The 12,359-nt window shown below is 69.7% G+C and carries 12 protein-coding genes; 8 read left to right on the forward strand and 4 right to left on the reverse strand.

Annotation, left to right across the window (positions count from 1 at the left end):
- Positions 1-488 precede the first annotated feature (488 nt).
- From K3A85_RS16770 to K3A85_RS16785, 4 genes are all read left to right on the forward strand, one after another.
- Complete coding sequence (locus K3A85_RS16770; RefSeq protein WP_225207659.1) at positions 489-1,487, forward strand: glycosyltransferase; 999 nt, start codon at positions 489-491, stop codon at positions 1,485-1,487.
- 4 nt (positions 1,488-1,491) lie between these two features.
- Complete coding sequence (locus K3A85_RS16775; RefSeq protein WP_225207660.1) at positions 1,492-2,997, forward strand: oligosaccharide flippase family protein; 1,506 nt, start codon at positions 1,492-1,494, stop codon at positions 2,995-2,997.
- Between the two features lie 77 nt (positions 2,998-3,074).
- Positions 3,075-4,046, forward strand: coding sequence for a retroviral-like aspartic protease family protein (locus tag K3A85_RS16780; RefSeq protein WP_225207661.1), 972 nt, complete (start codon positions 3,075-3,077; stop codon positions 4,044-4,046).
- Positions 4,047-4,100: 54 nt separating this feature from the next.
- Complete coding sequence (locus K3A85_RS16785; RefSeq protein ID WP_225207662.1) at positions 4,101-5,918, forward strand: ABCB family ABC transporter ATP-binding protein/permease; 1,818 nt, start codon at positions 4,101-4,103, stop codon at positions 5,916-5,918.
- A gap of 10 nt (positions 5,919-5,928) precedes the next feature.
- Here the strand turns inward: K3A85_RS16785 and K3A85_RS16790 are convergent, their stop codons facing one another.
- Positions 5,929-6,132, reverse strand: coding sequence for a DUF1737 domain-containing protein (locus K3A85_RS16790; RefSeq protein WP_225207663.1), 204 nt, complete (start codon positions 6,130-6,132; stop codon positions 5,929-5,931).
- Between the two features lie 72 nt (positions 6,133-6,204).
- Between K3A85_RS16790 and K3A85_RS16795 the strand changes: the two genes are divergently transcribed.
- Entirely contained in the window at positions 6,205-7,215 is a 1,011-nt protein-coding gene (locus K3A85_RS16795) for a serine hydrolase domain-containing protein (protein ID WP_225207664.1), read from the forward strand.
- Positions 7,216-7,218: 3 nt separating this feature from the next.
- On the opposite strand, the gene hslU is transcribed toward K3A85_RS16795, so the two are convergent.
- From hslU to K3A85_RS16810, 3 genes are read right to left on the reverse strand one after another with little or no spacing between them, the layout of a single operon-like run.
- Positions 7,219-8,520 carry an ATP-dependent protease ATPase subunit HslU gene (gene hslU / locus K3A85_RS16800; protein WP_225207665.1) on the reverse strand — a complete coding sequence of 434 codons (1,302 nt, stop codon included), beginning with the start codon at positions 8,518-8,520 and terminating at the stop codon, positions 7,219-7,221.
- A 5-nt stretch (positions 8,521-8,525) separates the two neighbouring features.
- The gene (gene hslV, locus K3A85_RS16805; protein ID WP_318248099.1) at positions 8,526-9,083 is read right to left on the reverse strand and encodes an ATP-dependent protease subunit HslV; all 558 of its coding nucleotides are present in this window, start codon (positions 9,081-9,083) and stop codon (positions 8,526-8,528) included.
- A 42-nt stretch (positions 9,084-9,125) separates the two neighbouring features.
- Positions 9,126-9,626 (reverse strand): outer membrane protein assembly factor BamE, encoded by a 501-nt coding sequence (locus K3A85_RS16810; protein ID WP_225207666.1) that lies wholly within the window; start codon positions 9,624-9,626, stop codon positions 9,126-9,128.
- Positions 9,627-9,856: 230 nt separating this feature from the next.
- On the opposite strand from K3A85_RS16810, the gene K3A85_RS16815 reads away from it, so the two are divergent.
- Genes K3A85_RS16815 through K3A85_RS16825 form a run of 3 tightly spaced genes read left to right on the forward strand, consistent with a single transcriptional unit; the run spans position 9,857 to position 12,352 of the window.
- Positions 9,857-10,372 (forward strand): ubiquinol-cytochrome C chaperone family protein, encoded by a 516-nt coding sequence (locus tag K3A85_RS16815; protein WP_225207667.1) that lies wholly within the window; start codon positions 9,857-9,859, stop codon positions 10,370-10,372.
- On the forward strand, positions 10,369-10,887 hold the full coding sequence (locus tag K3A85_RS16820) for a YceD family protein (RefSeq protein WP_225207668.1): 519 nt from the start codon (positions 10,369-10,371) through the stop codon (positions 10,885-10,887). Before K3A85_RS16815 ends, K3A85_RS16820 begins: the two co-directional genes overlap by 4 nt.
- Before the next feature lie 4 nt (positions 10,888-10,891).
- On the forward strand, positions 10,892-12,352 hold the full coding sequence (locus tag K3A85_RS16825; protein ID WP_225207669.1) for an MATE family efflux transporter: 1,461 nt from the start codon (positions 10,892-10,894) through the stop codon (positions 12,350-12,352).
- Positions 12,353-12,359: the final 7 nt, after the last annotated feature.

Raw genomic sequence — 12,359 nt, forward strand, 5'->3', positions numbered from 1 at the left:
CCCGGACCGGGCGCCGTCGCCCACATGTCCCTTCATCTAAACCAACAATGTCAAAGAACCACTCAACCCCGTCCCATCCCCAGGCCAAAGGACCCGAAAGAGACAAAATCAGGCGGACAACCATCCCCCCCCGCTTTCTTGCGATCGGGGGAACCAGGTGTCCGTCCTATGTGGCGACCAGCTGAACCATCCCTTCGAAGCGTTTCGAAGCAGCGTCCCTGCCGGTGACGCCGCATATATGGAGGGCTTTTGAGTCGGTCAACACAGTTTTTGCAGAAAAATGTCAGTGCCCCCCAAACCCCGGTTTTCGCGGGGGTTTTCCATCGAGGGGACGCCCGGAGGGGCCATGCAGGCCCCTTCCCGCTCCCGCCCTGCCCCCTGCGCCGCCGCGCATTCCTCGGGATTGCCTGTGCCCAACACGCTTTTTTTACGGTAAATGCCTAGCCACGCGGCTGACGGGCAGCCCTTAGGACGAGCGCACGCACCGAATGCCGATACCCACGCCCAAGGTCAGCGTCGCGCTCAGCGTCTATAATGGCGAGCGATTCCTCGACCAGGCGATCGAGAGCGTCCTCGGCCAGACCTTCGGCGACTTCGAGTTCCTGATCCTCGACGACGGTTCGCGCGACGCGACGCGGGCGATCGTCGAATCCTATGCCGCGCGCGATTCGCGCATCCGCGCGATCTTCCAGGACAATCGCGGGCTCGTCGCCAGCCTGAACCGGCTGCTGGGCGAATCGCGCGCGCCGCTGGTCGCGCGGATGGACGCCGACGACGTCTGCCTGCCCGAGCGCTTCGCGCGCCAGACCGCCTTCCTCGACGCCCATCCCGAGGTCGGCGTGCTGGGGACGTGGACCGAGGACATCGACGAATCGGGCGCGCCGCATCGCATCCTTGCGCGCGACCACCCCTGCACGCACGAGGCGTTCCTCGAAGCGGTCGAGCTCGGCCTCCCGCTGATCTGCCATCCCGCGGTGATGTACCGGCGCGACGTGGTGCTTTCGGTGGGCGGCTATCACCGCGCCTTCCGCCATTGCGAGGACCTCGACCTGTGGCTCCGGCTCGCCGCGGTCACCCGCATCGCCAACCTGCCCGAGCGGCTGCTGCGCTATCGCCACTACGAGGAGCAGGTGTCGAGCCGCCACGCGACGGTCCAGCAGGTCGGCGCCGCCGTGGCGCGCATCGCCCACGCAGAGCGTCAGGCGGGCCGGCCCGATCCGACCGCCGGGCTCGACGCACTGCCGCCGCTCGATTCGCTCGATGCGCTGTTCGCGAAGGAGGGAATCGCCAAGGCGGTGCGCGCGCGGGTCGCGCCCGGCCTGATCTATTCGCGCAGCGGCCTCAAGGACGAGGGCTTCGACATCGTGCGGCAATACATCCGCGAAGGCGGCTCGCACCGCGGGATGTGGCGCACCGTGGCGCGGCTGATCCTGTTCGGCGAGCCGGCGCGCGCCGCCGCGCTGGCAAAGACCCTGGCGCTGGGATGACGTCTTGAGCGAGCCTGCCGAGACGCCGCCCGCGCGCGAACCCGCCGCGATGAGCGTGCGCGGGGCCGCGGTCTGGGCGATGGCCGGGCAATACCTTTCGTTCGCGGTCCAGTTCGTCACCTCGGTGCTGATCTCGCGGCTGTTCCTTGGCCCGGGCGAAGTCGGCCTGTTCTCGATCGGCATGGCGGCGGCGCTCGTCGTCGCGGTGCTCCAGGACTTCGGCCTGTCGCGCTACATCTCGGGCCTGCCCGCGCTCGACCGCGACGAGATCGCGCGCTGCAGTTCGGTGGCGCTGCTGTTCGCGCTGGTCATCGCCGCGGCGCTCGCCGGAGCGAGCGTGCCGCTGGCGCGGCTCTACCAGATGCCCGCGCTCGGCCCCCTGCTCCGCGTCATTGCGCTGAGCTATCTGTTCGTGCCGCTTTCGGTCGTGCCGATGGCGCTGATGGCGCGCGCGATGCAGTTCCGCGGGCACTTCGTCGTCAACGTCTCGGGCGCGCTCGCGCAAGGAGCGGTGGCGCTGGGGCTGGCGGCGGGCGGATCGTCGTCGATGGCGCTCGCCTGGGCGACGGTGGCGGCGGCCGCGGTCCGCGGGCTGGTCGCGCAGGGCCTGCGGCCGAGCCTGCCGCGCCGGCTGCGGCTGGACGGCATCGCCCGCGTGCTCGGCTTCGGCGCGCGCTCGAGCCTGCTGTACCTTTCAGGCGCGCTCGGCACGAGGACCCCCGACCTGATCGTGGGCAAGGCGCTGGGCGCCTTCGCGGTCGGGCTGTTCAGCCGCGCGGCCAGCCTTTCCGACCAGTTCCGCATGCTCATTTCCGGGGCGATCGGCAGCGTGTTCTATCCCGCCTTCGCGCGGATTCGCGACCGGGGCGAGCCGCTCGGTCCTGCCTACCTTCGCGTCTGCGCGGGCTATTCGGGCGTGGTCTGGCCGGGAATGGCCGGGCTCGCGCTCGCCGCCGAGCCGCTGGTCCGCGCCCTCTACGGCCCCGCCTGGGCCGCGACCGCGATGCCGCTGACGACGATCGCGCTGACCGAGATCCTGCTCGTCGCCCTGCCGCTGCACATCGACCTGCCGATCCTTGCCGGAAAGCTCAATCCGCTGCTCGCCCGCAACACGGTGGACACGGCGATGTCGATCGCGCTGCTGGCGATCGGCTGCCGGTGGGGGGTCGAGGGCGCGGCGGCCTCGCGCCTTGTCTATGGCGCCGGATGGTATGCGCTCTACTTCGGCTTCATGCGGCGCATCATCGGGTTCGATACCCGGGCCCTGCTCGCGATCTACCTGCGCAGCGCCGCGACCACGCTTGCCGCGCTCGCGCCGCTGATCCTGGCCTATGTCCTGTGGGCGCCGCCCTCCGCGATGCCGTTCGCCGGGCTCGCCGCCTGCGCGCTCGGCGGCGGCGCGACCTGGCTTGCCGCGCTGGCGCTGGTCCGCCACCCCGTGCTCGACGAGATCGTCGGTATCGCGGCGCAGGTCCCGTTGCTCGCCCGCCTGGTGCCGGCGCGCCGCTGACCGGCCGCGATCGGTCCGCCGCAAAGCCATGGCGCCGCGCGCGCGCGCGGCGTATGATCGCCGGCGGAGAAGATGCCATGAGGCCCAGACTGCCCGGAGCGGCGGGGCTGTTGCTGGTGCTGGCGACGATCGCGCCGGCCCGTTCGCAGGCGCAGCCACCGCCGGAGAAGATGCCGGCCGATTCGCCGCCGGCCGAGATCCTGCCGCCCGAGACGATTTCGCTCGGCCGCGACGGCAGCCACCGAATGACCGTACCGGTGCGGATCGGTCCCGCCGGGCCGTACGACTTCCTGGTCGACACCGGGGCCGAGCGCACCGTCCTTGCCCGCGACATCGCGATCCGCCTGGGCCTGGGCGCAAGCGGCACGGCGCGCATGATCGGGGTGGCCGGCGAGCAGGACGTCGACCTGGTCCACGTCGAGGAGATCGGCCTCGGCTCGCGCAGCTTCTACGGCCTGTCCGCGCCCCTGCTCGAAGGCGCGAACATCGGCGCGGACGGCATCGTCGGGCTGGACAGCCTGCAGGGCCAGCGCGTGCTGCTCGACTTCGACCGCAACCGCATGGCGATCGGCGACGCCGGCGACCTGGGCGGTAGCCGCGGCTTCGAGATCGTCGTGACGGCGCGGCGCAAGTCGGGGCAGCTGATCATGACCGACGCCGTGCTCGACGGCGTGCGCACGGCCGTGGTGATCGACACCGGTTCGGACGCCTCGATCGGCAACCGCGCGCTGCAGCAGGCGCTGAGCCGCCGGCACAAGCTTGACCAAGCGCAGCTCTTTTCGGTTACCGGGCAGAGCATCATGGCCGATATCGGCCTTGCGCGACGGCTCGAGCTCGGCAGGCTGGTGATGACCAACACCACGATCATGTTCGCCGATGCGCCGCCGTTCGACCGGCTGGGACTGGCGCGCAAGCCTGCGCTCCTGCTCGGGATGAACCAGTTGCGCCTGTTCCATCGCGTCGCGATCGACTTTGCCGCGCGGCGCATCCTGTTCGACATGCCCGAGGGGACCTTGCTGCCGGGGCTCGGACAAGCGCCGCGAAGCTGACCGCGGTGGCGCGGGGGCTGGCGCCCGCCGGGAAAGCGCCTATCTGGGAAGGCGATGCCTCCTGATGCTCCCCCGGATCCTTCGGCGACCCATGCCGGCTGGCGCACGCTGCAGCGCTTCCTGCCCTACCTCTGGCCCCGCGAAAATCCGGCGCTGCGCTGGCGGATCGTCGTCGCCTGCGCGCTGATCCTGGTCTCGACCGGCACCCAGCTCGCGCTGCCCTACGCGCTCAAGTGGGCGATCGACGCGATGAACGCGACCGGCCCGCGCGCGCTGCAGTTCGTGATGCTGACGGTGCTTGCCTACAGCTTCGGACGCTTTTCCGGCACGGTGTTCGACAACTTGCGCAACATCGTGTTCGAGCGCGTCGGGCAGGATGCGACGCGGCACCTGGCCGAGAACGTGTTCGCCCGGCTGCACCGCCTGTCGCTGCGCTTCCACCTCGCACGCCGCACCGGCGAAGTGACCAAGGTGATCGAGCGCGGCACCAAGAGCATCGACACGATGCTCTACTTCATGCTGTTCAACATCGCGCCGACGGTGCTTCAGCTCGTCGTCGTCGCGGTGATCTTCCAGCTCAACTTCGGCTGGGGCCTCGTCGCCGCCACCACGCTGGCGGTCGTCGCCTATATCTGGGTCACCCGCGCAATCACCGAATGGCGCACGCACTTGCGCGAGAAGATGAACAAGCTCGACGGCCAGGCGCTGTCGCGGGCAGTCGACTCGCTGCTCAACTACGAGACGGTCAAGTACTTCGGCGCCGAGGCGCGCGAGGAAGCGCGCTACGCCGCCGCCACCCGCGCCTATGCCGATGCCGCGGTGAAGAGCGAGAACAGCCTCGGCCTGCTCAACATCGCGCAGGCGCTGGTCGTCAACCTGCTGATGGCGGGCGCGCTCGCCTATACCGTCTGGGGTTGGTCGAAGGGCCAGTACACCGCCGGCCAGCTGGTCTTCGTGCAGACGTACCTGACCCAGCTGTTCCGCCCGCTCGACATGCTCGGCATGGTCTATCGCACGATCCGCCAGGGCCTGATCGACATGGCCGAGATGTTCCGCCTGATCGACACCGAGGTCGAGGTCGCCGATGCGCCGGGCGCACCGGCGCTGGCGGTGCGCCAGCCCTCGGTGACCTTCGACAACGTGGTGTTCGGCTACGACAGCGACCGGACGATCCTGCACGGCCTTTCGTTCGAAGTGCCGGCGGGCAGCCGCGTCGCGATCGTCGGCCCTTCGGGCGCGGGCAAGAGCACGATCGCAAGGCTGCTGTTCCGCTTCTACGATCCGCAAGGCGGGCGCATCCTGATCGACGGACAGGACATCGCGCAGGTGACCCAGGCGAGCGTGCGCGCCGCCATCGGCATCGTGCCGCAGGATTCGGTGCTGTTCAACGACACGATCGGCTACAACATCGCCTATGGCCGCGACGGCGCGGGCGCGGACGATGTCGCCGAAGCGGTGCGCGGCGCCTCGCTTGCCGAATTCATCGCCCGGCTGCCGCAGGGGCTCGACACCGAAGTCGGCGAGCGCGGGCTCAAGCTGTCGGGTGGCGAGAAGCAGCGCGTGGCGATCGCCCGCACGCTGGTGAAGAACCCGCCGATCCTGCTGTTCGACGAGGCAACCAGCGCGCTCGACACGCGCACCGAGCAGGACATCCTGGCGACGATGCGCACGGTCGCCAGCCGTCGCACGACGATCTCGATCGCGCACCGGCTGTCGACGATCGCGGATTCGGACACGATCCTCGTGCTCGACCAGGGGCGCCTTGCCGAACAGGGCAGCCATGCCGAACTGCTGCGCCGGGGCGGCCTCTATGCCGAGATGTGGGCGCGCCAGGCGGCCGAGAGCGAGGACATCAGCGAGGCGGCGGAATAGCGCGGTGCGGCTACTTCACTACCTCGGCTTCGTGCCAGACCACCGCCTGCGCGACTTTCACGCAGTCCATCCCCGCGTCGTAGGTGATCGAGGGCGAGCCGTAGAGCCGCCAGCCTTGCGCCAGCGCCTCGGACACGCGTTCGCAGAAGGCGCGGTCGTCGCGGCCGGTGAGCAGGCGGTAGATCGGCCGGTCCTCCGGGGTCTCGTAGCTCATTGCACCATGTTCCTGTTTGCGATCCCGCACGCTTAGGCGATAATGCCGGCGACCGCCACGGGGGACACGTCGATGCGGGCACTTGCCGGACTTGCCACGCTCGCACTGGCTTTGAGCGCCAGCACCGCCGTGCAGGCCGAGGGGCGGCTCGATGCAGCCGCGCGCGCGCTTGCCGCCCGGGGCTTCACCGGCGAAGTGCTGTCGGGGACGGGCGAACGCCGGGTCATCGGCGTCAAGGTTCCGGAGCGCTGGGTGCTGGGCTCGGTGACCAAGCAGATCGTTGCGGTCGCCGCCGCCAGGCTGGTCGAGGAGGGCAAGGCGAGCTGGGGCGACACGCTCGCCGCGCGCCTTCCCGCCTTTGCCGGCCACCCTTCGGCTTCGGTCACGCTCGCGGAGCTGTTCCGGCACACCTCGGGCCTTGCCTCGCCGCAGGATGGCGTGGCCGACGATGCCGTTCCGCCCTACCTGGCGCGCGGGCGCACGGGCGACGTGCTCGCCCCGTGCCTCGCCGCGCCGACCGGCGAGCGCGGGCGCTTCCGCTACAACAACTGCGACACGATCGTCGCCGGCGCCATGCTCGAAGCCGCGAGCGGCGAGACGCTCTCCGCGCTGCTGGCGCGCACGGTGTTCCGCCCCGCGGGGATGAGGCACACCCGCTTCGCCCGCCCCGAAGAGATCGTCGCGTTCTCCGCCTCCGGCAACCGGATCGAGGTCGCCGGCTACGGCGCTTCGGGGGGACTGCTCGGGACGGCCGACGACATCGTGCGCTTCGACAAGGCGCTGATGGCCGGCAAGCTGGTGGGCGAGGCGCAACGCAAGCTGCTGTGGCAGGGCGAACCCTCGCTCGGCTATGTCGCGCTCGGCGTATGGAGCTTCCCGGCAAGGCTCAAGGGCTGCAACGGCGACGTCGCGCTGGTCGAACGGCGCGGCGATGTCGATGGCACGCAGGCGCGCAACATCATCGCGCCCGCGCTCGGCCGCGCGCTGGTGATGCTGACGCCGAACCCCGAGTTCGACTTCGGCGAGATCTGGCAGGGCAAGGGCGCAAGCTACGATCTCGCCTCGGCCGCTTTCTGCGGGTAGGCCTCAGAGGATGTACTTCGACAGGTCCGCGTTGGCGGCCAGGCCCTCGAGCCGCGCCGCGACATAGGCCTCGTCGACGGTCACCGTCTCGCCCTTGCGGTCCTCGGCGTCGAAGCTGACTTCCTCGAGTAGCTTTTCCATCACCGTCTGCAGCCGCCGCGCGCCGATGTTCTCGACGCTTTCGTTCACCTGCGCCGCGGTACGTGCAACCGCGCGGATCGCTTCCGGGGTGAAGTCGAGCGTCACCTCCTCGGTCGCGATCAGCGCGCGGTACTGCTCGACGAGGTTGGCCCGCGTCTCGGACAGGATGCGCACGAAGTCGTCCTCGGACAGCGCCTGGAGCTCGACGCGGATCGGCAGGCGGCCCTGCAGTTCGGGGAGCATGTCGCTCGGCTTGGCGACGTGGAACGCGCCGCTCGCGATGAACAGCACGTGGTCGGTCTTCATCGGCCCGTACTTGGTCGCGACCGTGGTGCCCTCGATCAGCGGCAGCAGGTCGCGCTGCACGCCTTCGCGGCTGACCGAGCCGCCGCGCACGTCCGAAACCGCGATCTTGTCGATCTCGTCGATGAACACGATGCCGTTGGTCTCGGCGTTCTGCAGCGCGACGCGGGCGACATCGTCCTGGTCCATGCGCTTTTCGGCCTCTTCGTCGACCAGCTTGTCCCAGGCATCGGCAACGCGCATCTTGCGCCGCTTCATCTGCTGCCGGCCGAACGCCTTGCCCATCATGTCGGACAGGTTGATCATGCCGATGTTGCCGCCCATGCCGGGGATCTCCATCGGCATCGACGGCGCATCCTCGACCTCGATCTCGACCTCGACATCGTTCATCGAGCCGTCGGCCAGCCGCGCCTTGAAGCTCTCGCGCGTCGCCTCGCTGGCGCCGTCGCCGACGAGCGCCTTGAGCAGGCGGTCCATCGCCGCCTTGCTCGCCGCCTCGCGCACCGCCTCGCGGCGGCGCTCCTTCTCGAGCCGGATCGCTTCCTCGACGAGGTCGCGCGCGATCTGCTCGACATCGCGGCCGACATAGCCGACCTCGGTGAACTTGGTCGCCTCGACCTTGACGAACGGCGCGTCGGCAAGCCGCGCCAGGCGGCGGCTGATCTCGGTCTTGCCGCAGCCCGTGGGCCCGATCATCAGGATGTTCTTCGGCGAAACCTCGTCGCGCAGGTCGGCGGACAGCCGCTGGCGGCGCCAGCGGTTGCGCAGCGCGACGGCGACCGCCTTCTTCGCGTCGGTCTGGCCGACGATATGCTCGTCGAGCGCGCGGACGATCGCCTTGGGGGTAAGCATGTCGGTCATCGGGATCAGACTTCCTCGACCGTCACGCGGTCGTTGGTGAACACGCAGACTTCGGCGGCGACCTGCATGGCGCGCCGCGCGATCTTTTCCGCATCGTCCTCGTAGTCGGTCAGCGCACGCGCGGCGGCGAGCGCATAGTTGCCGCCCGAGCCGATCGCGGCGATGCCCGCTTCGGGTTCGAGCACGTCGCCGTTGCCGGTGAGCACCAGCATGGTCTCGGCATCGGCGACGATCATCAGCGCCTCGAGGTTGCGCAGGTACTTGTCGGTGCGCCAGTCCTTGGCGAGTTCGACCGCCGCGCGCATCAGCTGGCCGCGGTGCTGCTCGAGCTTGCGCTCGAGCCGCTCGAACAGGGTGAAGGCGTCGGCGGTGGCGCCGGCAAACCCGGCCACGACCTTGCCGTCGCCGATCCGCCGCACCTTGCGGGCGTTGGGCTTCATCACCGTGTTGCCCATCGAGACCTGGCCGTCGCCGGCGATCACCGTGCGGCCGTTCTTCTTCACCCCGATGATGGTGGTGCCGTGCCACTGGATCAGGCCGTGGCTAGCCCTGCTTTCGTCCATGCGCCGCGATATGTGGCGCATGGAGCCGAATTCAAGCCGCGATCAGCTGCCGTTGGGGCCCGAGCCGTTGGGACCGCTGCCGCCGCCGTTGGCGCCGCCGGGCAGAGCGCCGACCGCGCCGATGTTGCCGAACAGGTCTTCGAAGAACCCGCGGTCGCGGCCGAGCGTCGGGGTCTTGTCGCCGTTGGGGTCGATCTGCACGACCTTCTCCATGCCGCCGCGCTGGACGCTGGCGACATTGCCCGCCGGGTCGAAGTCGATCCGGATGATCTTCTCGTCGCGGGTGCGCGGACGCGTGAACGGCGCCTGCTTGGTGTCGACCGAGACGTAGTACCAGCTCTGCTTGCCGAACTGGCTCTTGAACGTCGGCTGGCCGAGCGCGCGTTCGACCGACAGCCGGTTGTCGATTCCCGGCTGGACGGATTCGGTCAGGGCGGGATCGATCAGGTAGCCGCGATGGTCCTTGATGCTCGCACAGCCGGAGGCCAGCACCGCCAGGCCCACGATCGCCACGGTGCGCAACTTGACCTCGGTATTCCGCATTCCTTGCTCCGATCCGTCGATCCGGGCCTGCCCCGGACACTTGCAGCGCCCGGGTGCACACCCGGACAATTGCCTTGCGCCCCGGCGTCCCTATATCGCGGCAAGCCTTAGGGTCCAAACCGCATTACCGCAATGGCAGGCTTTCGCCGCCGGTCGCGTTGCCTGCGCCTGGGGCCGCACGCTTGAATTGGCCCTGAACGGCCGCCCGCCAAAAGAAAGGTCCCCTGTCGATGTCGCTGCTCGCCCGCCTGTTCGGCCAGACGCAGGATGACCGCGCCGTGGCAAGGCCGCTGTGGCACAAGGTCGTCGAGATCGCGCGCGAGAAGGAATGGTATCGCGACTGCGGCATTGCCGACACCGTGGGCGGACGCTTCGACGCGATCACCCTGATCCTGAGCGTCGTGCTGCTGCGGATGGAGCGCGACCCGGAGCTGATCGAGCCCTCGGTGCGCCTGACCGAGCTGTTCGTCGAGGACATGGACGGGCAACTGCGCGAAAGCGGCGTGGGCGACCTGATGGTCGGCAAGCACGTCGGCAAGCTGATGAGCACGCTCGGCGGCCGGCTCGGGGCCTATCGCGACGGGCTGGCCGCCGGCGAGGCCGCGCTCGGGGAGGCGATCGCCCGCAACGTCACGCTGGTCGACGGCGCGGACCCGCTGCGCGTCGCCCGGCGCGTCCGGGCCTTTGCCGCCGGACTGTCGCTGATTCCCGCCCATCGCGTGCTCGCCGCGGAGATCGGCAAGTGAGCGCGCCTGCCAGCGAGTTCAGCCGGGTGATCGACCTGCGCCAGATCAGCGACGCGCCGATCGTGCTCGAACCGACCGGGGACGAACGCCGCCGCCTTGCCGGGCGGTTCGCGATCAGCGCGGTCGACCGGCTTCGCGCCGAAGTCACGCTCGTCCGCGACGGCGAGAAGGTGCTCGCGTCCGGCCGCCTCGTTGCCGACATCGTCCAGCCTTGCGCGATCTCCGGCGAGGACTTCGCCGTCCATGTCGACGAGCCGATCGCGTTGCGCTTCGTGCCGCCGGGCCGCCACGCTCCCGACGAGGAGCTCGAGATCACCGCCGACGAATGCGACGAGATCGAGTTCGAGGGCCTGACCATCGACCTCGGCGAAGCGGTCGCGCAGAGCCTTGCTCTGGCGATCGATCCCTTTGCCGAGGGACCCGAAGCCGAGCGTGCGCGTATCGAGCACAATCTGGCGGGCGATCCCTCGAGCGGGCCGTTCGCCGCCCTCGCCGCGCTCAGGAAGAAGGATTGACGCCATGGACGCCCCGGTAGCCGCTCCCGCCCGCGCCGGGGCGCGCGACCTTACCCAAGGTCCGATCCTGCAGACGCTGATCGCGTTCTCCGCGCCGACGCTGCTGTCGAACGTGCTGCAATCGCTGAACGGGTCGGTCAACGCGATCTGGGTGGGACGCCTGCTCGGCGGCGACGCCCTTGCCGCCACGGCCAATGCCAACGTCGTGATGTTCCTCGTCTTTGCCGGCGTGTTCGGGTTCGGCATGGCCGCGACGATCAAGGTCGGGCAGGCGTTCGGCGCGGGCAATGTCGATTCCGCGCGGCGCACGTTCGGCAGCGCGGTGGGGCTGTGCGTCGGCCTTTCGGCTATCGTCGCCGGCGCGGGGTGGATCTTCGCGCCGGCGCTGCTGCGCGCCATGGCCACCCCGCCCGAAGTGTTCCAGTATGCGCTCGACTACCTGCGGGTGATCTTCGTCTCGATGCCGGCCTCGATGATCACGCTGATGATCGGCATGGGCCTGCGCGGCGCGGGCGATGCGCAGACGTCGTTGCGCTTCATGATCCTCTCGGTCGTGCTCGACGTCGGCCTCAACCCGCTGCTCATCGGCGGCATCGGCCCGTTTCCCCGTCTCGGCATCGCCGGCTCGGCGGCGGCGACGACCGTTTCGGCGCTCGTCTCGATGCTCGCGCTGCTGGTCTATGTCTATGCCCGCAACCTCCCGCTGCGGCTGAAGGGCGCGGAGCTCGGCTACCTGGTGCCGCGCGCCGACGAGCTGCGCTATATCGTCGGCAAGGGCCTGCCGATGGGCGCGCAGATGCTGATCGTCTCGCTGGCCGGCATCGTCATGGTCGGGCTCGTCAACCGCGAGGGCGCCACGTTCAGCGCGGCCTATGGCGCCTCGCTGCAGCTGTGGAACTACCTGCAGATGCCGGCGCTTGCGATCTCGGCCGCGGTTTCGGCGATGGCCGCGCAGGCCATCGGCGCCGGGCTCGCCCAGCGCCTCGGTCAGATCACGCGCGCCGGAATCGGGCTGAACCTTGCGATCACCGGCGCGATGACGGTGCTGGTGCTGCTGTTCGACCGCCCCGTGCTCGGCCTGTTCCTCGGCGCGAGCAGCCCGGCGGTCGAGCTTGCGCGGCACATCCAGTACCTCGCGATCTGGACCTACATCCTGTTCGGCGTGACGATCGTGCTGTTCGGCACGATGCGCGCGGGCGGCGCGGTGCTCGCCCCGCTCGTGATCCTCTCGATCAGCATGTACCCGGTACGGCTGGGCTTCTACGCATTGACCCGCGACCTCCTGGGGTCGAACGCGCTGTGGCTTTCGTTCACCGTCGGCTCGACCGTGTCGATGGTCCTCGCGATCCTCGCCTACCGCCGCTCGAGCTGGCGCGCCCGGGCGCGCGCCGTCGCGCCCGAGCAATGCGCCGAGGAAACCCACGCGGACGGCGATTGCGCCGGGCGAATGGCGCCCGCCCTCTGAGGCGCGC

The organism is Novosphingobium huizhouense (genome assembly GCF_020179475.1).
In the GTDB taxonomy this organism is placed as follows: domain Bacteria; phylum Pseudomonadota; class Alphaproteobacteria; order Sphingomonadales; family Sphingomonadaceae; genus Novosphingobium; species Novosphingobium huizhouense.

Bases quoted from the DNA above. Each gene is read 5' to 3' on its own strand.
- K3A85_RS16785 (WP_225207662.1), top strand. From the start codon at position 4,101: ATGCCTCCTGATGCTCCCCCGGATCCTTCGGCGACCCATGCCGGCTGG.
- hslU (WP_225207665.1), bottom strand. From the start codon at position 8,520: ATGACCGACATGCTTACCCCCAAGGCGATCGTCCGCGCGCTCGACGAG.
- K3A85_RS16825 (WP_225207669.1), top strand. From the start codon at position 10,892: ATGGACGCCCCGGTAGCCGCTCCCGCCCGCGCCGGGGCGCGCGACCTT.
- hslV (WP_318248099.1), bottom strand. From the start codon at position 9,083: ATGGACGAAAGCAGGGCTAGCCACGGCCTGATCCAGTGGCACGGCACC.
- K3A85_RS16770 (WP_225207659.1), top strand. From the start codon at position 489: ATGCCGATACCCACGCCCAAGGTCAGCGTCGCGCTCAGCGTCTATAAT.
- K3A85_RS16790 (WP_225207663.1), bottom strand. From the start codon at position 6,132: ATGAGCTACGAGACCCCGGAGGACCGGCCGATCTACCGCCTGCTCACC.
- K3A85_RS16780 (WP_225207661.1), top strand. From the start codon at position 3,075: ATGAGGCCCAGACTGCCCGGAGCGGCGGGGCTGTTGCTGGTGCTGGCG.
- K3A85_RS16815 (WP_225207667.1), top strand. From the start codon at position 9,857: ATGTCGCTGCTCGCCCGCCTGTTCGGCCAGACGCAGGATGACCGCGCC.
- K3A85_RS16810 (WP_225207666.1), bottom strand. From the start codon at position 9,626: ATGCGGAATACCGAGGTCAAGTTGCGCACCGTGGCGATCGTGGGCCTG.
- K3A85_RS16795 (WP_225207664.1), top strand. From the start codon at position 6,205: ATGCGGGCACTTGCCGGACTTGCCACGCTCGCACTGGCTTTGAGCGCC.